Origin of the sequence: Niveispirillum sp. (assembly GCF_052437035.1) — a bacterium.
Lineage (GTDB): Bacteria > Pseudomonadota > Alphaproteobacteria > Azospirillales > Azospirillaceae > Niveispirillum.
Genome location: NZ_JBQVOH010000010.1, coordinates 96590 through 122134 on the forward strand (window position 1 = coordinate 96590; position 25545 = coordinate 122134).

The 25545-nt window shown below is 61.6% G+C and carries 18 protein-coding genes; 9 read left to right on the plus strand and 9 right to left on the minus strand.

The features are described 5' to 3' along the window. Window positions 1-65 precede the first annotated feature (65 nt). The 5 genes from ACT6Q8_RS20965 to ACT6Q8_RS20985 all read right to left on the minus strand — a co-directional run bounded on the left by ACT6Q8_RS20965 (window position 66) and on the right by ACT6Q8_RS20985 (window position 3857). Complete coding sequence (locus tag ACT6Q8_RS20965) at window positions 66-1103, minus strand: NAD(P)H-binding protein (RefSeq protein ID WP_444734325.1); 1038 nt, start codon at window positions 1101-1103, stop codon at window positions 66-68. Window positions 1104-1179: 76 nt separating this feature from the next. Then, window positions 1180-1932, minus strand: a complete 753-nt coding sequence (arsH, locus tag ACT6Q8_RS20970) for an arsenical resistance protein ArsH (protein ID WP_054170059.1) — start codon at window positions 1930-1932, stop codon at window positions 1180-1182. Window positions 1933-1937: 5 nt separating this feature from the next. Beyond that, window positions 1938-3005 (minus strand): ACR3 family arsenite efflux transporter, encoded by a 1068-nt coding sequence (gene arsB, locus ACT6Q8_RS20975; protein ID WP_444734326.1) that lies wholly within the window; start codon window positions 3003-3005, stop codon window positions 1938-1940. Between the two features lie 32 nt (window positions 3006-3037). Then, on the minus strand, window positions 3038-3463 hold the full coding sequence (gene arsC, locus ACT6Q8_RS20980) for an arsenate reductase (glutaredoxin) (RefSeq protein ID WP_054170058.1): 426 nt from the start codon (window positions 3461-3463) through the stop codon (window positions 3038-3040). A 52-nt stretch (window positions 3464-3515) separates the two neighbouring features. Further along, on the minus strand, window positions 3516-3857 hold the full coding sequence (locus tag ACT6Q8_RS20985) for an ArsR/SmtB family transcription factor (protein ID WP_054170057.1): 342 nt from the start codon (window positions 3855-3857) through the stop codon (window positions 3516-3518). 279 nt (window positions 3858-4136) lie between these two features. Here ACT6Q8_RS20985 and ACT6Q8_RS20990 point away from each other — a divergent pair, with 279 nt between their 5' ends. From ACT6Q8_RS20990 to ACT6Q8_RS21010, 5 genes are all read left to right on the plus strand, one after another. After that, complete coding sequence (locus tag ACT6Q8_RS20990) at window positions 4137-5120, plus strand: alpha/beta fold hydrolase (protein ID WP_444734327.1); 984 nt, start codon at window positions 4137-4139, stop codon at window positions 5118-5120. A gap of 140 nt (window positions 5121-5260) precedes the next feature. Further along, entirely contained in the window at window positions 5261-5722 is a 462-nt protein-coding gene (locus ACT6Q8_RS20995) for a response regulator transcription factor (RefSeq protein ID WP_444734328.1), read from the plus strand. A 2-nt stretch (window positions 5723-5724) separates the two neighbouring features. Beyond that, window positions 5725-7773 carry a PAS domain-containing sensor histidine kinase gene (locus ACT6Q8_RS21000; RefSeq protein ID WP_444734329.1) on the plus strand — a complete coding sequence of 683 codons (2049 nt, stop codon included), beginning with the start codon at window positions 5725-5727 and terminating at the stop codon, window positions 7771-7773. An 89-nt stretch (window positions 7774-7862) separates the two neighbouring features. Then, window positions 7863-8486, plus strand: coding sequence for a response regulator transcription factor (locus ACT6Q8_RS21005; protein WP_444734330.1), 624 nt, complete (start codon window positions 7863-7865; stop codon window positions 8484-8486). 241 nt (window positions 8487-8727) lie between these two features. Beyond that, window positions 8728-9798: a LacI family DNA-binding transcriptional regulator gene (locus ACT6Q8_RS21010; RefSeq protein ID WP_444734331.1), complete on the plus strand. Its 1071-nt coding sequence runs from the start codon at window positions 8728-8730 to the stop codon at window positions 9796-9798. Between the two features lie 88 nt (window positions 9799-9886). Here ACT6Q8_RS21010 and ACT6Q8_RS21015 read toward each other — a convergent pair whose 3' ends face one another. The 4 genes from ACT6Q8_RS21015 to ACT6Q8_RS21030 all read right to left on the minus strand — a co-directional run bounded on the left by ACT6Q8_RS21015 (window position 9887) and on the right by ACT6Q8_RS21030 (window position 16189). Then, window positions 9887-11662, minus strand: a complete 1776-nt coding sequence (locus tag ACT6Q8_RS21015) for a glycoside hydrolase family 43 protein (protein WP_444734332.1) — start codon at window positions 11660-11662, stop codon at window positions 9887-9889. Between the two features lie 117 nt (window positions 11663-11779). Continuing rightward, window positions 11780-13714: a glycoside hydrolase family 97 catalytic domain-containing protein gene (locus tag ACT6Q8_RS21020; protein WP_444734333.1), complete on the minus strand. Its 1935-nt coding sequence runs from the start codon at window positions 13712-13714 to the stop codon at window positions 11780-11782. Beyond that, window positions 13711-14895, minus strand: a complete 1185-nt coding sequence (locus ACT6Q8_RS21025; RefSeq protein ID WP_444734334.1) for a glycoside hydrolase family 88 protein — start codon at window positions 14893-14895, stop codon at window positions 13711-13713. The genes ACT6Q8_RS21020 and ACT6Q8_RS21025 overlap by 4 nt, the downstream gene beginning before the upstream one ends. A 10-nt stretch (window positions 14896-14905) precedes the next feature. Further along, on the minus strand, window positions 14906-16189 hold the full coding sequence (locus ACT6Q8_RS21030) for an oligosaccharide MFS transporter (protein WP_444734335.1): 1284 nt from the start codon (window positions 16187-16189) through the stop codon (window positions 14906-14908). Window positions 16190-16513: 324 nt separating this feature from the next. Between ACT6Q8_RS21030 and ACT6Q8_RS21035 the strand changes: the two genes are divergently transcribed. From ACT6Q8_RS21035 to ACT6Q8_RS21050, 4 genes are all read left to right on the plus strand, one after another. Then, a complete protein-coding gene (locus tag ACT6Q8_RS21035; RefSeq protein ID WP_054170377.1) occupies window positions 16514-17548 on the plus strand; it encodes a LacI family DNA-binding transcriptional regulator in 1035 nt (344 codons plus the stop codon). Next, window positions 17545-18936 (plus strand): glycosyl hydrolase family 28 protein, encoded by a 1392-nt coding sequence (locus ACT6Q8_RS21040; RefSeq protein WP_444734336.1) that lies wholly within the window; start codon window positions 17545-17547, stop codon window positions 18934-18936. The genes ACT6Q8_RS21035 and ACT6Q8_RS21040 overlap by 4 nt, the downstream gene beginning before the upstream one ends. A gap of 298 nt (window positions 18937-19234) precedes the next feature. After that, window positions 19235-22114 (plus strand): TonB-dependent receptor, encoded by a 2880-nt coding sequence (locus ACT6Q8_RS21045; protein WP_444734337.1) that lies wholly within the window; start codon window positions 19235-19237, stop codon window positions 22112-22114. Window positions 22115-22272: 158 nt separating this feature from the next. Beyond that, a complete protein-coding gene (locus ACT6Q8_RS21050; protein ID WP_444734338.1) occupies window positions 22273-25524 on the plus strand; it encodes a glycoside hydrolase family 2 TIM barrel-domain containing protein in 3252 nt (1083 codons plus the stop codon). Window positions 25525-25545 lie beyond the last annotated feature (21 nt).

A 25545-nucleotide genomic window follows, 5' to 3' on the forward strand; every position in this document is an offset into this window, starting at 1 on the left:
GTGAGCTGGTGCTGATACCCTGACCGGCGGGCCGGGATCACAAGTGCCGGGACCAAGCTGTTTCGTCAGAACACGGCGTGGTCGCCGCGTTCGGCGCACTCTTGTCCATAGATAACGCTGGCGTAGAACTCGACCAGAGTGTCCGTCCCCGTCGAAGGTGTTGCGGCCTCGTCATAGCGCCCGGTAGCGGGGTCGAGAACCAGCATTGATTCAGTAGCGTAATAGCGTCCGATGCGGGCAAGCTCCGCCTTGTCCGCAAGGGATCGGGAGAACCGTCCCGCGAAGCCCAGCCCAGCAATGATGGCATCGAGCAGCCCGACCGGCACCCGGGTGAAACGGGGTGGGCGTTTCAGGAGCGCGAACAACATCTCGCCCTGCTGCTTCGGCGTCAACGCGGGGCCAGGGCCACCGATTGGTAGAATGCGATTCTGGCGTGCCGGATCATCCAGACATTCGGCGAGAAAGGCACCAAGATCGTCATCGCTGATCGGTTTACAGGAAGTAAGCATGCCATCGCCGAACATCAGATAGGGCTTGCCGCCTTTCACCCGCGCGATCTGGCCGGCCAGTGATTTGAAGAATGCCGTGGCGCGTACGATGGAATAGGAAAGGCCGGAATTGATCAACGCCGCTTCGAAAGCCAGCTTCGCCTGTTGAAACGCCAGAAGCGGCTTCTGTACGCAAATGGCGGAGAGCAGGACCATCTGGGAAACACCGGCTTCCTTCGCGGCGGCGAGCGCGTTCAGATGCGCCTGATGGTCGATGGCCCAGGCGTCCTGCGGTGTGCCCGTGCGGGAAGCGAGGCAGGAGACGAGTGCATCAAAATGCTCACCGCGGAACCCGTCAAGCCTGAGGGATGCGGGATCGGTGACGTCTCCATAGCGCAAGCGGGCGCCCGGCAGAAGGAGTGCGCTATCTGCCGGCGTGAGCCTTCCGCCGACACCGGCGCGCGGTCGGATGAAGCAGATCACCTCATGCCCGCGTGCCACCAGGGCCCGGACCGTCGCCTGGCCAATGGTGCCGGTCGCGCCAAGCATGAACACCCGCTTCGCCTGAGTGGAGGGGGGTGGAAGGGGCCGTTGTGGTGGCGGTTGATCAATCATGTCTGCCGGGCCTTGTTTATGTCATTCAATCCCTCGCCAATGATGGCGACATCGGCCTGGCGATCCGTCCTCAAGCCTAGCCTTGTCCGGCTGTGACGGCCAGTGTCGCCAGATCGGTCGCGGGGTCGACCGGCTTCAATGCCTCCCGCCGTTCGGAGTAACGATCAACCAGCAGGTTGGCATGCGGACGCAGCAGCACCGTGAAGCGCACCAGTTCTTCCATGACATCCACAATGCGGTCGTAATAGGCCGACGGCTTCATGCGCCCGGCTTCGTCGAATTCCTGGAAAGCCTTGGCAACGCTGGACTGGTTGGGGATCGTGAACATCCGCATCCAGCGGCCCAGGATGCGCAGGGTGTTGACGGCATTGAAACTCTGCGATCCGCCGGATACCTGCATCACAGCCAGGGTGCGGCCCTGGGTGGGGCGGATGCCGCCCATTGAAAGCGGCAGATGGTCGATCTGCGCCTTCATGATGCCGGTAATCTGGCCATGGCGTTCGGGGCTGCACCAGACCTGACCTTCCGACCAGATCGAATGCTCCCGCAATTCTCGTACCGCCGGATGATTATCGCCTTTCACCTGATCGGGCAGCGGCAGGTCGGACGGGTCGAAAATGCGGGTTTCGGCACCAAAATATTCCAGCAGCCGGGCCGCCTCTTCCACCGCCAAACGGGAGAAGGAGCGTTCGCGCAGCGACCCGTAGAGCAGCAGGATGCGCGGCTTCGGGTCCAGGGGCCCGAGACCCATGGCCGGCTGGTGATGGGCATAGGTGGGGTCGAATGCCGGCAGATGGGCCGGGTCGGACAGGGGGCGAAGGCGGTTCATGGTTCCTACCCTTTGGCCGGTGCTGTGGCCGGGTACCAACGTCGGCCCAGCCACAAAGCCAGTTGCACCATCAAGATCAGCACCGGCACCTCCACCAGCGGCCCGATCACGGCGGCAAAGGCGACCGGCGACGCCAGCCCGAAGGCAGCGATGGCCACCGCGATGGCCAGTTCGAAGTTATTGCCCGCCGCCGTGAAGGCGACCGACGTGGCGCGGGGATAGTCGGCATCGACCAGCCGCCCCATGAAGAAGCTGACCAGGAACATGATCAAGAAATAGAGGGTCAGCGGTACCGCGATTGCCAATGCATCCATAGGCAGCCGCACCACATCGCCCCCCTTCAGGCTGAACATGGCGACAATGGTGAACAGCAGGGCTGCCAGGGTGATGGGGGAAATGCGAGGCAGGAAGCGGTTCTCGTACCAGTTCTCCCCCTTAGCCTTGATCAGAACCTTACGGGTCAGGAAGCCGGCTAGGAACGGAATACCCAGATAGATGAGCACCGCCTCCGCGATGGTCCAGAAGGAGACGTCGATGACGCTGCCCTCCAGCCCCAAGAGTGGCGGCAGGAACCCCAGGAAGAACCAAGCATAGACACTGAAGAACAGGATCTGGAAAATGGAATTGAAGGCCACCAGCCCGGCCACATATTGGTTCGACCCGCAGGCCAGCTGGTTCCAGACCAGCACCATGGCGATGCAGCGCGCCAGTCCGATCAGGATCAGGCCCGTCATGTAATCCGGCTGGCCGGACAGGAAAAGCACCGCCAGTGCGAACATCAGCACCGGCCCGATGATCCAGTTCTGGACCAGCGACAGGGCCAGGATACGCTTGTCAGCAAAGACCTGATGCAGATCCTCATAGCGCACCTTGGCCAGCGGCGGATACATCATGAGGATCAGGCCGATGGCTATGGGCACATTGGTGGTCCCGACCGACATCCGGTCGAGTGCAGCGGGCAGCCCTTCGAACAGACTGCCCAGTGCCACACCCAGCGCCATGGCGGCGAAAATCCACAGGGTCAGATAGCGGTCCAGGAAGGACAGGCGGCGGGCTGGGGCGGATTGGCTCACGATGACGGACCTTGGGGCACGGGAAGAGGGGATCAGCGCACGCGGTTGCCGGCGGCATCGACGACGGCCTCGCCATCCTCCTTGGCAAAGGCGGCCTTCTGCGTGTCGGGCAGGATGTCCAGCACCAGTTCCGACGGGCGGCACAGGCGCACACCCAGCGGCGTGACCACAATGGGCCGGTTGATCAGGATCGGGTGCGCCATCATGGCATCCAGCAGGGCATCATCCGTCAGGGTCGGATCATCCAGCCCCAGTTCAGCATAAGGCGTGCCCTTTTCGCGCAGCACATCGCGCACCGGCACGCCCATGCGGGCGATCAGCCCGGCCAGGGTGTCGCGGGACGGTGGCGTGACCAGATATTCGATCACCGTCGGTTCCACGCCGCTGTTGCGGATCATGGCCAACGTGTTGCGCGAGGTGCCGCAAGACGGGTTGTGATATATGGTTATCTCGGTCACGCGATGTCTCCCTGCTGCATCATCTCTGCCTCCTTCAGGCGACAGTCATGGATCAATCCAGGCAATTGCTGGTACAGGCTGGCACCTGGATGCCGCCGCAGATTTCAGGCCGGCCCTGGCAGCAATCCTCCATAAGGAAGGCGACCAGCCTACGCGTCCCCTCATAATCGGTGGCGTAGAAAATCTGTCGCTGCACGCGCCAGGACCGCAACAGGCCCGCCCGCTCCAGGATACTCAGGTGATGGGAAAGGGTGGAGGCGGGAACGCCGACCTGGAGGGCGATCTCGCTGGCATGCAAACCGTCCGGTCCCCGCTGTACCAGCAGGCGGAAGATGGCGAGCCGGGTTTCCTGGGCAAGGGCCGCGAAGGCTTCAGTGGCGTGTTTCGATTCCATAATTCGATTATTATGGAAATGTATGGACTTGTCAAGGAAAGCCGCTTGTCCGGGTTCATTCGAGGGGGCTTTTGAAGAACGGTGTCACTATTCCGCAGGGTCGTGGTGACTGTCGCCCAACATCATGGTTAATGCACCTATACCAAGGTGTTAATGCCCTGAAATACCCGAATAATTGGCCTGTGGTGACCGAGAGTCCATTCTGGGCTGGCTTTCAGGTCGGATAGCACCGGCCATCGGTGGCACCACCGCCTCCATCGGACAATCGGAGCCTGCATCATGAAAAGCATGGTGACCCGCGCCGTCGTGGGCGCCACCCGTCGTGACGTCCTGGCAGGCGGTATCGGGCTGTACGCCGCCGGCCTGCTTTCTCCTTTCCTCTTTCCCCAGGCGTTGGCCGAAGCCGCCAGCCATGCAGAAGGAACGCGCATCATGAGCACAATCAAGACCAAGGACGGTACGGAGATTTTCTACAAGGACTGGGGTCCGCGCGACGCGCAGGCCATCGTCTTCCACCATGGCTGGCCGCTGTCAGCCGATGACTGGGACGCGCAGATGCTGTTCTTCCTTGGCCAGGGCTTCCGCGTCATCGCCCATGATCGTCGCGGCCATGGCCGGTCAAGCCAGACGTCTACCGGCAACGAAATGGACACCTATGCCGAGGATATGAAGGCCCTGGCCGCCACGCTGGACCTGAAAGAGGCCATCCATGTCGGCCATTCCACCGGCGGCGGGGAGGTCGCGCGTTACGTTGCCCGTGCAGAGGCCGGTCGCGTTAAGAAGGCCGTGCTGATCGGCGCCGTGCCGCCCATCATGGTGAAGTCCGAAAACAATCCCGGCGGTCTGCCGCTGGAGGTGTTCGACAGTTTCCGCGCTGCCGTGGCCGCCAACCGCGCGCAATTCTATAAGGACGTGGCGGCGGGTCCCTTCTATGGCTATAACCGCCCGGGTGCGAAGGTATCCCAGGGTGTTATCGACAATTGGTGGCGTCAGGGCATGATGGGCGGGATCAAGGCCCAGTATGACTGTATCAAAGCCTTCTCGGAGACCGACTTCACCGAGGACCTGAAGAAGATCGACGTGCCCGTCCTGCTGATGCATGGCGACGATGATCAGATCGTCCCGATCGCCGACAGCGCGCTGCTGGGCATCAAACTGCTGAAGAAGGGCACGCTGACGGTCTACAAGGGCTTTGATCACGGCATGGCCACCACCCAGGCCGACACGATCAACGCCGACCTTCTGGCGTTCTTCAAGGACTGACACCTGACATGCTGAAACCCGGCGGGTGGGGCGTAGGTGTCCATCGCTCCGCCCGTCAGGGAACACGCTCCATCCGTTCGTTTCCTCCGTCGCCGCCGGAGCTGTTTCCGGTAAACCGAAAACAGCTCTAACACCTAAATATGATTCCGCTGGCCTTCGGCCCATGCCAGCATCGTGACCGCCCCCGGTTATGGAAGGACGCCCCCTTGTCCAGAGCCCCGTTTGTCTGTGTCATCGACGATGATCAATCACTCTGCGCGGCGCTTGTGAACCTTCTGCGTTCATACGGATATCGTACGGCTGCTTATGGCTCGGCTGATGACTTTCTTGCCGGGGCGGATATGGCCAGGGTTGATTGCGTTATCAGCGATATACAGATGCCGGGAATGTCCGGTATCGACCTGCGGCTGTTGCTGACGGGTACCCGACCGGATATTCCCGTCATCCTGATGACGGCGCGCACAGAACCGGTTCTGCTGGAACGCGCTGCTGCCACCAAACCGTTCCGCCTTCTCCAGAAGCCGTTTGACGCGCAGGACCTTGCGGAATGTCTTGCGGATGCCATCGGTCCAGGTGAGGCGGCGATACAGGGGGCTGACTGACCATGGTGGATGATATTGCCGATCTGATTGCCGAAAGCCTTATCGTCCGCGATCTGCGGGGGCATGTCACGCTTTGGAACCGGGCGTCCGAAAGCCTCTATGGCTTTTCATCGGCAGCGGCTCTGGGGCGGTCGCTGCATGAATTGCTGGGCACACGTCACCTGTTCCCCATGGCTGATATCGAAGCGCGGCTGCTGGCAGTGGGAAGCTGGGAGGGGGAGGTTGGGCGTCATGGCGCCGATGGGCGCGACCTGTCGGTGGAGGTGCGCTGGACCCTACGCCGTGATGTCGGCGGCATGCCGGTTGATATTGTTGAAACCGGTCGCAACATTGCCGCCTTGACCGCCCTGGAACAGGAGACGCGGTTGGCCGCACATCGCTATCGCAACCTGTTCCAGGCCATGGCGGCGGCGTTCTGGGAAATGGATTTCAGCCGCGTGCGCATGATGATCGGCGGTCTGATGGCCTCCGGTGTCACGGACCTGCCCCGGTACATGGCGGACAACCCGGACTGGGTGGTAGAGGCGATGCGCGCCGTTCACGTGGTTGATGTGAATGACAAGGTCATCTCCTTGTTCGGCGCCAGCCGACGCGATGAAATCGTCGGCGGCCATGTCGCGTGGTGCTTTCCCCCGCAAAGCCGTCACGTCTTTGCCGAAAGCCTGATCGCCGCGGCACGGCGTCAGGATCGTTATGCCACGGAAACCACCCTGACCCGTCTGGATGGCCGGTTCATCGATGTGCTGTTCACGGTCTGCTGGCCTGAAGAACATAAGGGCAGGGGCCATGTTCTGGTCGGGGTGATCGACATTACCGAACGCAAGCAGGCGGAAGAGGAAACACGGCGCAGCGAGCGGCGCTATCGTGAGTTGTTCGATCATATGCCGGTGGCGCTGGGGCAACTGGATATGCGCTACATGAACAGCCAACTGGCCGCCCGTTATGCAAACCAGCCCCCGCCCCGCAATGAGATGGATATTGATCTGAATTTCATTCAGGACATTCTGCGCAGCACCAAGGCGATTGAGGTGAATCCGGAAGCGCAGCGCCTGTTTCGTGCGCGCCGGCGCGAGGACATGCTGATCCCTATCGAACGGTTCTGGCGTACCCGGCCAGAAACTGTTCGCCGCACCGTTCTGGCCCGCCTTAACGGCGAACCCGGCTACTCGGAGGAAACCAAGGTCGATGCGCTGGACGGCACGCAGATCGACGTACTCTACACCGTGGCATTTCCGCCAAGCACCTGGGAACGCGGCACCAATATCGTTGCCTTCATCGATATCGGTGACCGGATCGCCGCACTGGCGAGGGTGGAACAGATGCAGGCGGAACTGGCCCATGCGGGCCGTGTCGCCATGCTGGGCGAAATGGCGGCATCCATCGCGCACGAGGTCAACCAGCCGCTGGCCGCTATCGCCACCAGCGGGGCCGCCTGTCTGCGCTGGCTGAACCGGGCAGAACCAGACCTGGGCGAAGTGCGCGAACTGGCGGGACGCGTTGTGTCCGATGCTCAACGTGCCGCTGGCATCATCGCTCGGGTCCGCGATATGGCCGCCAACCGCCGTGCGGATCATGTCCCCCTCAACCTGAATGAGCTGGTTGAGGAGGCGACACATTTCCTGCGCCATGAATTCCAGGCCAGACAGGTGGAACTGCATTTCAGTCCGGTATCGGGACCGGCCCTGGTATCGGCCGACCGTATCCAGCTTCAGCAGGTCGTTGTGAACCTGGCCGTGAATGCCTTACAGGCGATGGCAGAGGCGAAAATATCGCCGCCGCGCCTGTCGATTGCAGTCATGGCGGTTGGTGCCATTTGGCTGCGTGTGGTGGTGGAGGACAATGGCCCCGGTCTGGACCCCGCCACTTCACCCCGCCTGTTCGAAAGTTTTTTCACGACAAAGCGGGAGGGGCTTGGCATTGGGCTGGCTGTCTGCCGGTCCATTGTCGAGGCACATGGCGGCAGTATTGAAGCGGGAAACCGCGCGGATGGTCGGGGTGCCCGTTTCACCTTCACGCTGCCGTCGGTCAAGGCTGCGACGTCGGGCATCTGAACATCCACCCATCCATCCCCACCCTGACGTCTTGCACCTGTTGTTTCAGTGGCTTAATCTTTTTCTGTCAAACGCCCGGAGCGGCCCCGATGACGGCTAATCCCATCGTTCATATCATTGATGATGACGCCTCGCTGCGCCTGTCGCTGTGCAGCCTGTTCCGTTCCATAGGGCTGGACGCCATGGCCCATGAGAGCGTGCGGTGTTTCCTTGATACACCAAGGCCGGATGTGCCGGGCTGTTTGCTGCTGGATGTGCGCATGCCTGGCATTGGTGGTCTGGAGTTCCAGACGCAGCTTCAGGGGTTGGGCATCTGTCTGCCCGTCATCATCATGACGGGGCATGGCGACATTCCCATGTCCGTTCGGGCCATGAAGGCCGGGGCCCTGGATTTCCTGCCCAAACCCTGTCGTGAGCAGGACCTGCTGGATGCCGTTTCGGCGGCCATTGAGCAGGACCGCAGCAGCCGGGTGGGGCGGGATACGGTGGCGCAACTGCGGTCCCTCTATGAAACATTATCGCCCCGCGAACGTCAGGTTATGGCGCTGGTCACCGCTGGCCGGCTCAACAAGCAGATCGCCGGCGATCTGGGCCTGTCGGAGATCACGGTGAAAATCCATCGGGGTGCCGGCATGCGCAAGATGGGGGCCCGCACACTGGCCGACCTTGTCCGCATGGCCGAAACGCTGAAGCTGGTCACGCCTTCCGTCTGATCCCTTATCCCCTGATATGAGTGGACAACGCCTTCCGGTGCGGCCGGCATCGCAGGTGCCGAGCTTTTCTTGTCGAATGGCGATGGGGCGTCACGTTCCTGTCCAATCAAGGTATCGTTATCGCTGGTAGGGGTCAGGCCATCTTCCCATCCTTCCCGATCAAGCCTATAAGTCCTTGAGAACAGACAATTGTGCGGCGTCGACGGTGACGTTGTCGGAAAGCCGCGACAGGGGGAAAACGGTGGCGAACAGCGACGATCACGACAATGCCGCAGGCGGCGTACGCCGCAAGAGCGCTGTCACCGTGCATGATGTGGCAAAGATGGCCGGTGTGTCGCCCATGACCGTGTCACGGGTGGTCAATGGCACCAAGGTGCGCGAACCCTTGCGCAAGAAGGTGGATGCGGCCATCCGGCAATTGAACTACGTCCCCAATATCGCCGCACGGGTGGCACGGTCGGGGTCCATGCGGATCGGCGTGCTGTTCAACAACCCGCGCTCCGGCAATCTGGGTGACTTTCTGATGGGGGCGTTTCAGCAGAGCGGGCGTGACGGCAGCCAGCTGGTAATCGAACCGGTGGCGGCACATCCCGCGCCCGTCGATGCTGTACGCAAACTCGTGGCTGCCGGTGTCGACGGCATGATCCTGCCTCCGCCTTTATGCGACAGCCTGGAGGCATTGGATCTGCTTTGGCAGGCGGATATCGCCGCGCTGAGCTTCGCCACTGCGGACCCTCGTTCCCATTCCAGTGCTGTGCTGGTGGATGATTTTGAGGGCGCGCGTGCCATTGTCCGCCATCTGCTGACGCTGGGGCACCGTGACATCGCCTTTGTGCGGGGCAATCCCAGCCATTCCCCCGCGTTGCGGCGGGAGGAAGGGTTCCGCGCCGCCATGGCGCAGGCGGGACAGGTCATCCGTCCGGACTGGGTGGTGCAAGGCGATTTCAGCTATCGTTCCGGCCTGGAGGTAGGGCGCCGCCTGCTGGCAAGTGATAGCCCGCGCCCCACGGCCATCTTCTCCAGCAATGATGATATGGCGGCGGCCATCATGGCCATCGCCCTGGGCATGGGGCTGCGTGTGCCGGCGGATGTTTCCATCGCTGGCTTTGACGACACGCCCATCGCTTCCTTGATGTGGCCGCAATTGACGACGGTGCATCAACCCATTGCCGACATGGCGTCCAAGGCAGTGGAGATCCTGACCGATTTCATCAAGGAACGGCGAACCGGCTCTGTGCCCGCCGTGCGTCACCATGTGGCCCCCTTTGCCCTGCGCGAACGCGAAAGTACCGGGCCGGCGCCGGCCCGGTGATGCGTCAGGGTCATCGCGGATAAAGCGGCGTCAGTTCAAACGCGTCCAACCGGGACGGTTCAGCCGCTGCGGCGGGGACCCCTGTCCCCTATTCTGTTACCTGGAAAGCCCCGAATTCAGCATAGCCGACACGGGTGGCGGCAAAGGCCGGTGTGCCACCGGCGGCCTGTGCGAACAGGCCGATCTGTGTGCCGACCCAGCGGCCGGGCAGGGTTTGGAAGGGTTTGCCGATAGCGGTGAAGTTTACGCCGTCCAGGCTGTAGCTGAACTGTACCCGCGCATGGGTGGAGCGCAGCATGGACGGCCAGTAATGGGCAAAGCCGGGTGCCGGTTCGGCCACCGTTACCGGTTCAAACCGGGCGCGGACATGGACGGGTCCATCGACCTTAACCCCCGCTGTCAGAACCGTTTCAGAACTGGATAGAACCTGTCCTTCGCGGCCGCCATGATCGGCCTTCAGGCGGGTGACCTGTACCAGTTTCACCCCGTCGGCAGTGCTTTCCAGGCCGATCCAGGCGTAATCATATCCCAGAACCAGCAGGCCGGCCCGTTCGCCGATCTGCGCCGGCGACAGGGTCAGGCTGGTGGTTGCGGCAAACCGCATGCCCGGCAGTTTCTGTGTCAGCAGATTGCTGGCCTCCCACAGGTTGGCCGACGATGAGGCGGATTTCAGACGCAGCTTGTCCTTCACCGACCGGTCGATCCAGTCGTCGGCGGGATTGGCGCTCCATTGCCAGCCCAGGTGATAGCCATCGGCGAAATCATCATTCACCAGCGGCGCTGACGCCGGCTGTGCGGGCAGGTTCGGTTTGGTATGGCGGGTTACGGGCTGACCGAAATTCCGGCCCTTCTGCCGTTCTCCAATGAGGGGCCAGCCATCGGCACCCCAGCGCATCGGCTGCAGCAGGACGCGGCGGCCATAGCTATCGGTGTCCTGGAAATGCAGGAACCAGTCTTCACCCGTCGGTGTGTCCACCCAGGCCCCCTGGTGCGGGCCGTTCCAGGGTGTGTCGCCCTGATCCATCACGGAGCGGCCTTCATAAGGGCCGGTGATGCCACGGGCGCGGAACACACCCTGCCAGCCGCCCTTCACACTGCCGGACGGGGCGAAAATGTAATACCAGCCCTTGCGCTTGTAGAGCTTCGGCCCCTCTGTCGTGAACCAGGGCTTGGGACCTTGTGACGTCATGACCGGGGGCAGTGTATTGCCGTCAACGATCACTACACCGTCATCCAGGGTGCGCTGCCCATCAGGGGACAGGCGTTTCAGGACAACGCGGTTCTTCTTCTCCACCCCCGCCCGTGAAGCGGCATAGGAATGAACCAGCCAGCCCTGCCCATCTTCATCCCAGAAGGGGGCGGGGTCGATGGCACCTTTGCTGCCATCCACCAACACTGGTGCCGTCCAGGGGCCGGCGGGGTTGGTGGTGGTCACCACATAGATGCCGAAATCCGGATCGGGATAGTAAATCCAGAACCTGCCTGCATGGTGGCGGATGGCGGGCGCCCAGACGCCGCCGCCGCGTCGCGGCGTGCCATGATGGGCATCGGGCACCAGCCGGGGCAGCGCGTGGCCGATCAGAGTCCAGTTCACCAGATCCTTCGAATGCAGCACAGGCAGGCCCGGCACATTGGTGAAACTGGATGCCGTCATATAATAATCGTCACCGACACGCACGACATCGGGGTCGGAATAATCCCCGTTCAGGACGGGGTTGATATAGGTGCCATCACCCTGATCGGGGACCCAGATGCCGGGCTTCATGCTGCTGTCGGCGGTGACCAGGGGCGTCTCCGCGATTGCAAATGATAGCGGTAACAAGGCCAAAAGTGCGCCTGTCAGGATGCCGTTGCGTACCGACATGTTTCCTCCAACTGCTGGCTTATTATTGTTCGGGTAGCCGTGACTATCCATCGGGGTACCGGTTGCCGCAAGGAAATCCTCTGCCGCCAGGGGTCGTAACCCCTGGCGGCGCAAGCATCATACCCGTTGAAAGATCATGGCCTGACCACCATGGGGCGACAGGACCATTTCCAGCTTGCCCCCAGCCCTCACCTTTTCCGTGGTGATGGTGACGGGGGTACGGTTGACGGGTGCCGATGGCGCGCCATCGGCAAAACGCCGGACGGTCCAGTGGCCATCGCCCAGGAAGGACAGGTCGATGGTCAGGGTCCTGCCCATCTCGCTGGTGATGGCGCCCAGGAACCAGCGACCGTCCCGTGCCTTGCGCGCCACAACCACATGTTCGCCGATCTTGCCCGACAGGGCCTTTGTATCGGTCCAGGCCGTGGGGCATTCATCGAAAAAGGCCAGGTCGGGCCAGTCGCGCCCGGCATATTTATTGGGCTTGTCATACCAGTAGAGGAAGGTCTGCGGGTTATAGTAGATGGCGGCCATCGCCAACTGGTGCGCGTTGGTCGTCTGGTTTCTGGGGTTGGCGTAACATATCGTGTAATCGATCGGCCCCGACAGGGCGCGGGTGAAGGGCAGGGTGCAGTTGTTTCGCGATGTCGGGAACTGTTCATTCCCCCGAACCCCTTCCAGCGCCACATAGTTGGGCAGGGTACGTTCCAGCCCGGCGGGGCGCAGATTGTCATGTAGATTGACCAGCAGCCTATGCTCCCCGCAGACCTTCACCAGATTATGGATGAAGTCCACGTCCGACTGCCGCCCTTCCCAGATGAAGCCGAACTTGATGCCGGCCACGCCCCAGGATTGATAGGTCTTCACAATCGCGTCCAGCTGCCGCATGGCGGGCACCCGGTCCACATACAGGATCATGCCCAGCCCCTTGGAGCGGGCGTATTCGATGACGCGGCGGATATCGATTGCCGGAATGGCATAGGTGGCGTCGCTGGGATCGGTGCCGTCACCGTACCAGTGAGCATCCCATTCCACGAAATCCAGCTTGCGCGCCGCCGCGAAATCCACGGTGTCCAGGCCCGCCTGGGTCGTGTATTCGCGGATGCGTACGGCCCGCCCCGGCTTGATCCAACTGACATCACCCAGAATGTTGGGTGTGGCCAGAGTCGGGATCAGGTCCTGGGTCTCAATCAGGCTTTTTTCATCCGGTCCCGTCATGATGACGCGCCAGGGCGTGTCGAACGGCACGGGCACGGTGAAGCTGTCTTCCGGCGGCGTGGTGCCCGGCCCGGAATAGCCCGTGGCCCGCCCCGGAAACCGCATCAGATGCGTGACTAGGCCCGACGGCCCGCTGCGCAGCATGACGCGCGGATAATGGATACGGTCGCTTTCGCTGATCAGCAGGGTGGTGCCGTCGGACAGCTGTGCCGTCACCGGCGTATCGGCCAGGACTTCTTGATCACAGCTTTCCGTCAGGTCGGGGTGCGGTACGGGCGTGACATTGGTCTGAACCGTGCGTTGATACTCCCCCTCGTCCCGGCTGACATACAGTACCGCCTCCGAGGGCAGACGGAATTCGGTGACCTCGCCTGTTAAAGTCAGGGTCGGCGACGGGGCCGACAGCAGGCGGAAACGGATGGCGACACCGGCATCATAGGCCCGCGCCAACAGAGCGAAGCTGATGTTCCTGGCAGCATCGGTGAAGGTGACGGTCAGTTCCCCGCAATTTTCCGTGGCCGTGGTGCGGATGCCATAGGGCGGGGTCCAGGTGCCGGTGATGGTCCGGCGGCTGGTGCCCGTCAGGCTTGCCCTCGGACCCAGCAGGCCGCCGTCGGCCAGTTTCAGGGCCAGCGGCGACGGGGCCATCACCTCCCGCCCGCGATAGATCACCGACCAGCGGGGGCCGTTGGCATCCACGCGCAGGGTCAGCTTGCCATCGGGGGAGGTGACGTCATGGATGTTGGGATTGGTCTGGGCCAAAACCTTGGTTCCGGTGGCCAAGGGCAGTGCAGCCGCACTGACCAGAAGGCCGCGACGTGATGGACCGCTCACCAGTAAGGCCTCCAGACATGGCGCAGGCGGACCAGCGCTTCGAGATAGAAATAGTCACCCCAGATACAGCACTCATTCACCCCGATGCGTTTGGGCATGTGATAGACCCCATGGGCAAGTACGCCGTTTGATCCGTCAATGGGGGCCAGGTGGTCGGCATCCAGCCGCTGCACCATGCCCCAGGCGGCGCGGGTGTAAAGGTCACGGTCAGGATTGCTGGCCGGCAGGTGCCGGATCAGTTCCAGAAGACCGCAGGCGGCAATGGCGGCGGCGGACGTATCGGCCGGCGCGTCGCTATCGGTAAAGACCAGGTCCCAGCGGCAGACGAGATTCGCCGGCAACCGGTTCAAAAAGTAATTGGCCAGCGAGGCCGACAGATCGATCAGCCCCTTGCGCCCTGAATGGGCATAGCCCAGGGCGAAGCCATAGATGCCCCAGGCCTGACCGCGTGCCCAGCAACTGTCATCGGCATGCCCCTGATGGGTGGTGCCGCGCAGGGGTGCGCCGGTACGCGTATCCATATGGAACGTATGGAAGGTAGAGGCATCGGGCCGGACCAGATGCCTTGCCGCTTGCGTCAGGTGCCGCTCGGCGGCATGGCGGTATTTATCGTCACCCGTTTCCGCCGTCGCCCAATACAGCAAGGGCAGGTTCAGGTTGCAGTCGATGATCATGCGCCCGGCCTCTGCCGGGTCATTCAGATCACCCCAGGCCTGGATCACACCGGAAACCGGATCAAACCGTTCCAGCAGCAGATCAGCGGCCAGAAGCCCGGCCCGCCGTGCATCGGCATTGCCGGTCAGCCGGTAAGCGGCGCAGGCTGACGGGGTATAGAGGAAACCCAGGTCATGGTGCGCCACGACGATGCGCCGTTCGGTCCGATCCAGGAAGGAACGCACCTGGATTTCCGCCGCCTCCCGATAATGCGGGCGCCCTGTCACCTCATGCGCCAGCCACAGCATCCCGGTCCAGAAACCGTTGGTCCATTCGACATTGTCGATGGCGGGATAAATCAGGTTCTCGCTGGACGGCGCCGGAAACCGTTCGATGAATTCCGGCAGGGCACGGTTGATGCGGGCAAGGACACGGGCGATGGCCGCGTCCAGTTCGTCAACCGTCGGCAGGGGGATGGCGACCAGCCGGGATGGGTCCCGGATGGGTTCATGATGAATGCGTGTCATCGTCACTCGCTCAGTTGGCGGCGGCGGGGCGGGGGTCGGCGCTGGGTTCCGTCTCCGCCTCATCCAATGGCCGGCCCCGCGCATCGGTGCGCGGTGTGATGGACAGCGCGAAACAGGAAGCGACCCAGAAGGCCAAGGCCCCCGCAGCGATCAGCAGATAGGTGGTCTTGAACCCGAATTGGTCATAGCCGGCCCCGACAATCGGCGACAGGATGGCAAGACCCAGCGAATGGCCGAAACTGACGCCCACAAGATAGATGGTGGAGGCAAACCGGCTGTCGAAATGATAGGCGATATAGCGGAAGATGGAGACGGCCAGGATCGGCAGCTCAATCGAATGCAGCATCTTCATGGAGGAGATGCCCAGCGGCGTGCTGACCAGGGCCGACCCTGCGATCCGCACGATCATGATGGCGGCAGCGATCAGTAGGCCGTTCTTGGCCCCTGTGCGCATCACGATCCAGGGCGCGATCAGCAGCATCCCCGCCTCCACAAAGATCTGCGCGGAGTTCAGGTAGCCGAACATCACATTGCCCTCGGCGGGCGTCGGGAACATGGAGGCGAAATAGACCGGGAACTGCTGATCATAGACCAGATACAGGTTGGTCACGCCCAGGATCAGCACCATGAAGCCCCAGAATTTCCGGTCGGCCAGAACGGTCAGCGATTCCCGGGGCGTCAAAGCCTGCGCCTTGGCCTGCTCTTGCGGATCGGGTTCGATGCGGGCGGCCAGGATGACGGGGATCAGAAGCAGTCCCGCCACCGACGCCATCCAGAAATTGATACCGGGATCGATATTGTAGAGGCGGCCCGTGAAGACGGCGGCGCTGGCATAGCCCAGCGACCCCCATAGCCGCGCCCGGCTATATTCAAAGCCATAACGGCGGCCCACCCGGTCGACAAAGCTTTCCAGCGCGAAGGAGCCAGCCACGAAAGTCAGGCCCAGATATAGCCCGCCGACCGCAGCACCCGCCACGACATTGGTTTGCAGCAAGGGCGCATAGACGAAAGGGAAGAACAGGCCAGACAAGGCCACCATCCCGGCGATGAACAGCGGTACGCGCGGCTTCAGTCCGATACGATCCGACACATAGCCATAAAGCGGCTGACACAGCATCGCGGCGATAAAATTGGCTGAAAAGACGGTCCCCGCCTCCGCCCCCGTCAGGCCCATCGGCCCCTTCAGCCAGATGGCCAGAAAGGACATGGATGCCGCCTGTGCGAAGAAAAACAGGAACATGAACGCACTGAGCAGCGCGTAGTTCCGCCTAGCTCCAGGAGTGCCAGTGGGCATCTTAATCCTCCCCGGATTTTTTGATGTGCCTTATTGAGGGATATCGTTATCCGATATGCGGCGTGGGCTCAAGGGCTAATCATTGTCATATGTTCCGGCGTCTTTCAGGAAATATCGATTCTGAATGGGATCGTGCAAGTTGATATTGACTGTTATCGTAATCAGGCGCATCACGCAGCTTATGGAATATCCGCCGACAGGTGCGGCCCGCCATTCCGACTTGCCGGGAATGGCTTCAGGAAGATCGTGAGGGGAAGGGTGACGACCACAGAAAAGGGCGCTCCCCCGGCTGTGACAGACGCGCAGGGGCGCCGGAAGGCCGCGGTGACAGTGCATGATGTTGCGCGGCGGGCAGGCGTTTCGCCCATGACCGTGTCGCGCGTCGTGAATGGTACGAAGGTGAGTGACCCACTGCGCCAGAAGGTGGAAGCGGCGATCCGCGATCTGCATTACACGCCAAACGTGGCGGCGCGCATGGCGCGGGCGGGGAGCCTGCGCATCGGTGTGCTGTTCAACAATCCCCGCTCCTCCAATCTGGGGGAGTTCCTGATGGGGGCGTTTCAGCAGGGGGGGCGTGACGGATGCCAGCTGGTTGTGGAACCGGTGGCCGCCCATCCCGACGCCATGGATGCCGTGCGTAAACTGGTGGCCGCCGGTGTCGATGGCATGATCCTGCCGCCACCGCTTTGCGACAGTCTTGAGGCGCTGGATCTGCTGTGGCAAGCGGATATCCCCGCACTCAGCTTTGCCACTGCTGATCCTCGGTCGCATTCCTCCGCCGTGCTGATCGATGATTTCGAAGGTGCGCGGGCCATGACCCGGCATCTGTTGACGCTGGGGCATCGCGACATTGCCTTTGTGCGGGGTGATCCCCGCCATTCTCCTGCCCTGCGCCGGGAGGAGGGCTTCCGCGCCGCCATGGCCCAGGCAGGACAGCCGGTGCGGGCGGATCGTGTGGTGGCAGGTGATTTCAGCTATCGTTCGGGATTGGATGCCGGTCGCCGCTTGCTGGTTGATGCCGGTCCCCGGCCTACCGCCGTATTTGCCAGCAATGATGACATGGCGGCGGCGGTCGCGGCGATTGCATTCGGGCTGGGTCTGCGGGTACCAGCGGACCTGTCCATCGCCGGATTTGATGACACGCCCATCGCGTCCCTTCTATGGCCTCAACTGACAACGGTGCATCAACCGATTGCGGAGATGGCTGGTATGGCCATGGAAACGTTGAATGAATTCATCCGTGAAGGACGTGGTGGCGGGGCACCTGCCATCCGCCACCACGTCGTTCCCTTCACCCTGCGGGAGCGGGAATCGACGGGACCGGTGCCGGCACCCATTGCACGACAGGAGATGTCATGAAGCGAACCATGGCTTGCGCGCTGGGTGTGCTTGGTCTCACGCTTACCAGCCAGGCCGGTGAGCCGCTGATCCACCCACCACCGCCCGGCAAGGCCTTCTGGTCCAGCGCCAATGATGATTACACCGTCCGCGTGCGGCAACCGGGCGGCTCCTGGCGCGATCTCTATGAATATCGTGTTCGGGTTGATAATGATCAGAAGCGCGATGCCAGCATGGTGCTGTTCGATATGGACGGGCCGGTGGAGGTTTCCGTCCGCCGCAACAACGGCGATGTCCGGCGGGTGCAAATCCGCCCCGCATCGGCAGGTGTGGAGCCGACCTTTCAGGGGGACTCGGCCATTTTCCGGTTGGAACAGCCCCGTAAGCTGTCAGTGGAATTCGATGGCGACCGGTTGGGCAATCTGCACCTGTTCGCCGGTACCATGCGGCCCTCGGTCCCGGCGGAGGATGGCCCCGGCATCAAGATTTTCGGGGCCGGCATCCACGTGCCGCCGGAAGGGGCTGACCGCTTTGTCATTCCGTCCGACACGCGGGTCTATTTTGCCCCCGGCGCCATTCTGGAGGGCGGTATCGACCTGCGCGGAGCGCGCAATGTGCAACTGACCGGTCCCGGCCTGATCACGAAGGCAAAGGATGAGGGCATCCTGGTTGCCCATGCCCGGAATATCGGGATCGACGGATTGGTTATCGTCAATCCTGGCCATTATTCAGTTCAGTGTGGACAATCAACGGGCATCACAATCACGGATTTCAAAGCGATCAGCATGGGCAACTGGACCGACGGCCTGGATTTCATGAGCTGTTCGGATGTGCGCGTGGATGATGTCTTCCTGCGGAATTCCGATGATAATATCGCGATCTATGGTGGCCGCTGGGATTATCGGGGCGACGCACGCAATTACCTCATAACCCGTGCCATCTTGTGGGCTGACATTGCGCATCCCGTTAATATCGGCCTGCATGGCACGCCGGGTGCCGCCGAAACCATCGCCAACCTGACATTCCGCGATATCGACATCCTGGAACATGATGAGGATGATCCCGAATATCAGGGCGCGCTGGCCATCTCCAACAGCGATGGCAACCTGGTGCGTGATGTTCTGTTCGAGGATGTGCGCGTGGAGCGGATTGAGGAGGGGATGCCCTTCAATTTCCGCACTGTTTTCAACAAAAGTTATAGCCACGCCCACGGGCGTGGCGTGCAGAATGTCACCCTCCGCAATGTCCATTTTCGCGAAGCGGGAACCCATCGTCCCGTCATCGCCGGGCATCCTGACGGCGGCCCGGTTCAGAACATCCTGATTGAGGACGTTTCCATCGCGGGCCGGTCATTGACCGCTGCCGATATCGATATTGGCAGGGGGGTAACTGGTGTGCGTATCCGGTAATCCAAATTATCGTTATCAGACGTGTCCGGGGCCTGCTGCCGGGGAGCATATTGCGTAATCACGGTCTATTACATGGATGTTTTATCCATGTTTTTCAGCATGATATGTCGCTTTCTAGCCATGCTGTGCCTGCTGTCGCTTCGGCTTGATTTCCACCCTGATCGCAGGTCCGCAACAAAAGTGCAGCGGGATGGCGAATTGAGGTTGACAGGCTATTCTGATAACGATACCTAATTTATCAGACAAATAGAAACAACGACCGCCGCGCATGGCGTCGACGGTCCTGGGGAGGAGTAAAATGAAGAATTTTCTGCAGGATAGCCTTGTCCGGCTGCTGGCGACGGTTTCCGTGGCTGCATTGGCTCACTCCGCCTACGCGCAGACGGCTGCCGGCGATCAGCAGCTGGAAGAAATTATTGTGACGGGCATGCGTGCCAGCCTGCAAACCAATGCCATGCTGAAGAAGAACGCCATCGAAGTGGTGGACAGCATCACTGCGAACGATATCGGCAAGCTGCCGGACCCGAGTGTGGCGGAGACGCTGACCCGTGTACCGGGGGTGCAGGCCTATCGCTTCGGGGGCGAGGCTGCGTCGCCGGTTGGTGTCGGTTCCGGCATCACGGTGCGTGGCCTGACCGGTCAGACGGCATCCCGCGTCAACGGCCGTGCCTATTTCACCGCTGGTCAGCGCGAGTTTAATATCGAGGGCATGGTGCCGGCCATCGTGGCGGGCGTCGATGTCTTCAAGAACCCGACCGCTGAGCATATTGAGGGCGGCATCGGCGGCGTGGTCAATGTCCGCACCCGCCGCCCGCTGGAGATGAAAGGCACGACTGCAACCCTGTCCGTCGGTGGCCGCTATAACGATCTGTCCGAGGATGCTGAGCCGGAAATGTTCGGCCTGGTGTCGCAGACCTGGGACGTGGGTGATGGGGAGATCGGCGTCATGCTGGCCGGTGGCTACATGCGGACGGTCAATCGCGGCGACAATACGCCGGGTGCCGGTGGCATCTCCTATCGCCGTGCGATCAATGCCGCCAGCGCCGAGTATGCGGCGGGTGCCGCGTCCGGTCTGTACAATTCCGCCTATGTTGGCCGTTCGGATGTCAATTATCTGGCGAATGTCACGCCGTCCAGCGTGACGGGCGACCGGTCCGGCCTGATCGCCGTGCTGGGTGAAAACCCGACCATCGGCTGGGAAAGCTATGTCCGTACCCGCAAGGGCGTGAACGGCATGGTGCAGTACAAGCCCAATCCCGATCTGGAACTCTATGCCGAGGGTCTCTACAATTTCTATCGCTATGACCAGGAATATGGGTTCCTGGGATCCAGCAACAGCCGTTATGTCCGCAATCTGACGACAACGCCGTTCCAGGCGACCGAGGGCCTGACCAACCGCAATATCAATGGTGGCGCTGACGAGTTGCTGGCCGGCCGGTTGCTGACGGGCGGCACCTTCCTGGGCTCCGGCCTGTCCATCACGGAAGGCGGCAACCATGTGGATTATGAGACCACGGTCGTCGCCGGCGGCGGCAAGTGGCAGGCCGCCGACAATCTGGAGGTTGCGTTCGACCTCACCTATGTCAAGGCTGACCGCAACAATGATGGTCGCGGCCTTACATTCGCGTCAGCGCCTGGGTTGAGCTGGGATCTGACCCGTGATCTGTCGACCCGTCCGACCAGCGTGACCATCGGCGGGCCCGATGTTGCCGCTGCCACCACCTGGAACTATAACCAGTACGGGACCTATCCCAACACCTGGCGCGACAATGGTATCGCCGCCAAGGCCGACATCACCCGCTCTTTTGATGATGGCTTCCTGGAAAATGTGAAGTTCGGCGTCCGCTATGCCACGCAGAACGACACGTTCCGTGACTTCACGCTGGCCGGCAAGAACCTGACCACTAATGGTCTGGCCCTGGCCGCTAACGGGTCGAATGCCATCAGCATGGGCAGCGTCGGAACCATTATCGCCACGCCGAACAATTTCATGGACGGTAAGATGGGCTATGCTGGCGGTTACCTGATTTTTGATCCGCATGCGCTGTATGGCGACACGATCAAGAACCTGTTCCCGCAGGCCGGCATCCTGACGGCGGGCACGGAGCCTGAAATTGCGGTCAATAACCGCCGGTTCGAGGAAAAATCCTATGCCGGCTATGGTATGGCCAGTTTCCGTCTGATGGATGATGCCATAAAGGGCAATGCCGGCGTGCGTATCGTCAAGACCGATACCTATGCCCGTGCGCAGGTCAGCACCTCCACCGGCATCGTGCCGAATGAGGCAACCAGTTCCTACACCGACGTTCTGCCCACGCTGAACATCATCGGCAATGTTTCTGAAGATACGTTGATCCGCTTCGGTTACGGCAAGGGGATCACCCGGCCTGATCCGCAGTCGCTCAACCCGTCTATCGTTGTCAATGCGGGCAGCGGTACGGCATCTGTCGGTAACCCCGATCTGAAGCCGCAGAAGGGTGACAGCTTCGATCTGTCCTTCGAACATTATATCTCTGGTGCCAACTATGCCTCCATCGGCTTCTTCTACAAGAAGGTTGATGGCTTCTTCAGCCAGATCGCGACCTGTGAAGCCGTGTCGGGCTTCACATATACCGGCGCCATTCTGAATGGCTGCTCCGGTGGTCAGTATCTGGTGACCCGGACGGTCAATGCGCAGCAGGGCTGGGCGAAGGGTGTGGAAGTTGCGGCGCAGAGCTTCCTGGATTATGACTTCGTCCCGGAATACCTGCATAATTTCGGCGCATCGGCCAGCTTCACCTATGTCGATACCAAGAACCCCGTGCTGCTGTCATCGGGCGTCCTGGTGAACTCGGTCCAGCCCTTCACATCGAAGTATAATTACTCCCTGACCGGCATGTATGAGGACGAAGTCATGTCGGCCCGTATCGTCTACACCTACCGGTCGCGGGCGCAGTTCACGGCCATCGGTCTGAACCCGGTGGATAGCCGTTACATCCAGGCCTTTGGTCTGCTGGACGCGTCGTTGAACTTCAATCTGCCCGAAGGTTTCCAGATTTCGCTGACGGCATCAAACCTCACCAATGCCGCACCGAACCGCTTCTATGGTGAGCCCGGCTATTACACGGGCGTGGAACGCCAGCACTATGTCAATGGCCGCGTCTTTGGTGCGGCGTTGCGCTGGAAGTTCGGGGGCTGACCGGCCTCTGAACATCCTCTATTTCCCTCCACTGGGAGCGGTCGTCTGGCCGCTCCCAATTTTTTATCCGCGATAAAAGTAATACAAATCAGATAATTTATGTCATTCCCGCTGCTGCATTCGTTTATCATCTGGCTTCCATGATCGAAGGGTGATCCATGACGAGGTCTGGCCGTCTGCTTCTCTGCACCTGTGCTCTGGCGCTGGTGCTGCCTGCCGCTGCCCAGGAGGCCGTGGTGCCCAACATGGACCCCGTACAGGTCGATCCGCGCCGACCGGACTGGGAAAATCCGGCGGTGAATGAGCGGGGACGCCTGCCGGCCAGTGCCACCATGTTCGGCTATGAAAGCCGCGATCTGGCCTTGGGCGGTAACCGCACGAAATCGGACCGCCATCTTTCACTGGACGGGCAGTGGCATTTCCATTTCACCCCATCAGCCAACAGCCTGCCCGACGGTTTTGAACGGTCGGATTATGATGTATCCACCTGGCCCCTGATCAAGGTGCCGTCCATGTGGCAGGCGGAGGGCTATGATCAGGCCCGATACAACAACGCGACATATCCGTTTCCGGCCAACCGGCCCCTGATCCCGCATGAGACGAACCCGGTCGGTTCCTACCGCCGGGATTTCGACCTGCCGGCGCATTGGTCGGGACAGAATGTCATCCTGCATATCGGTGCGGCGGGTGCCGCCTATTATGTCTGGATCAATGGACAGAAGGTCGGATACGCCGAAGACAGCAAGCTTCCCAGCGATTTCGACGTCACCCCCTATCTGAAGCCGGGCCGCAACATGGTGGCCATCCAGGTTTTCCGCTGGGCCGACGGCTCATACATGGAGGATCAGGATTTCTGGCGCGTGTCGGGGATCGAACGGTCGGTCCGGCTCTATGCCGTGCCGCAGGTGCGGGTGCGCGACCTGTTCGTGCGCGCAGGTCTGGACAAGGATTACCGTGACGGCACCCTGTCCACCGACATTGCCATCACGCCGGGATCAAAGGCGGCCAGCGTCCGCCTGACCCTGCTGGATGGCGCGCTGGAAGTGCTGGTCCGGGAAGCGAAGGTACGGGCGGGCAAGGCAGAGCGTCTTGTGACCCTGACCGCGACCATACCGGGTGTGCAGCCATGGAGTGCTGAGACGCCGAAGCTTTACACCGCCCTGGTCGAACTGCGTGATGCCGACGGCAACCTGTTGCAGGCGGTGCCGCAGCGCATCGGCTTCCGTACTGTGGAGATGAAGGGCGGGCAGGTACGGGTGAATGGCAAGCCCATCACCATCCGGGGCATCAATCGTCACGAACATGACCCGGAGACATTCCATGTCATCTCCGAAGCCAGCATGCGACGTGATATCGAGCTGATGAAGCTCAATAATTTCAACGCGGTGCGGACATCCCACTATCCCAACGATCCGCGCTGGTACGAGTTGGCGGATGAGTATGGCCTTTATGTCATGGACGAGGCTAACAATGAGAGCCATGCCTATCTGGGCCTGTCCACCCGCTACCCCGAATTCCGCGAAAAGCTGGCCATGGGTTTCGATCCGGCCTGGGAAGAGGCCCATATCAGCCGGGTCATGAACATGGTGGAGCGGGACAAGAACCACCCCTCCATCATCTTCTGGTCTCTGGGCAATGAAACGGCCATCGGACCCAGTTTCGAGAAAGCCGCCGCCGCCGCCCGCAAGCGCGATCCGGGCCGGCTGCTGTCCTTCCTGGGTTGGGGCACGATCGCCTGGGAACACCGGCCCAATGCCTATGTCGATATCTATGCCCCCATGTATGACGATATCGAGAAGATGGTGGATTGGGCCACCGATCCCAGCCGCACCCAGCCCATGATCCAATGCGAGTATGCCCATATGCAGGGCAATGGCGGCGGCAATTTCAAGGATTACTGGGACACGATCTATCGCTATCCCGATAAGCTGCAGGGCGGCTTCATATGGGATTGGGTGGATCAGTCCATGTACCGTTATACCAAGGATGGCCGGCGCTACTGGGGCGATGGGGGCGAATATGGGCCCAATCCCGGCGGCGACATCGAATTCGGCGACGGCCTGATTCAGCCTGACCGAACGCCGAACCCGCACCTGTATGAAGTGCAGAAGGTGCAGTCCCCTATCCAGTTCGACGGGTTCGACCCGGCGACTGGCCGGGTGACCGTGCGCAACCGGCACGATTTCCTGGACCTGTCGGGCTTTGCCTTTGGCTGGGTGGTGGAAGAGGATGGTGTTGCGGTGGCGCGGGGTGATCTCCCGCCCCTGAATACGGCAGCCCGCGCTGCCACGGATGTCGTCATCCCGATACCGTCATTGCCCCGCAAACCGGGGGCGGAATATCTGATCACCTTTCGTGTCATCGCGAAGGAGGGAACCGTGCCTCTGGTCCCTGCCGGTCACGTTGTTGGCTGGGAACAGTTCACGCTGGCCGCCCCCACCGCAGCCACCCCGCGTAACGCCCCCCAAGGGACCGTGAAGGTGGATGAGCGGGAAGGCCATGTCCGGCTTACGGCAGCCGGCGCAGTCCTTGATATTGATGCCAAGACAGGTCTGCTGACGGGATACAGCCGGGATGGCAAGCATCTGCTGGCCGGTGGCACACCCAATTTTTACCGTGCGGAGACGGACAACGATCTGGCGACGGGTACCTTGTCCGTGGTGCTGGTCGGGCGGGAATATGCCTGGAAGACGATGACGGAGCGCCGGCAGCTTCGCAATCTCGCTGTCGAACGTGGCACGGCGGGTGGCACCGTGACGGTGGAGCACATGCTGGGTGGCGGTGCCGCCCGCTTCACCACCCGCTATCAGATGCAGGGAGATGGCACGGTCCAGGTGACCGGTGAGATGGTCCCGTTGAAGGATGACCTGCCGCCGCCGACCCGTATCGGCCTGTGGTTCACCACCAATCCGGGCCTCTCCACGGTGCAGTGGTACGGGCGTGGGCCGCACGAAAGCTATGTCGACCGCAAGACATCGGCGGCCATCGGCCTGTGGCGCGGCCCTGTCGCCGACCAGAACCATGACTATATGCGGCCACAGGATACGGGGAATAAGGTCGATGTGCGGTGGCTGGAACTGATCGGTGGTCAGGGAGCGGGCGTACGGGTCATCGGTGATACGCCGCTGATGATGAACGCCCTGGCCTTTCCCTATACCGATCTCTATCGGCGCCCGCCCGGCACCTGGAAGTCCACGGATATCGTTCCGCATGGTGACGGCACTTTGCTGATCGATGCTGCGCAGTCCGGTGTGGGGGGCGACACAAGCTGGGATGCCGTGGGGCAGCCGCATATGCAGTACCGCACCAAGCTTGCGGTCACACGTTTCAGCTTCCGGATTGAGACTTTTACGGGGGCAGGCACCCAGGCGGACAAGGCCAAGCCGGCGGTGCGCGATGCAGCCCACTGAGACCTGACGGGGCAGGGATGA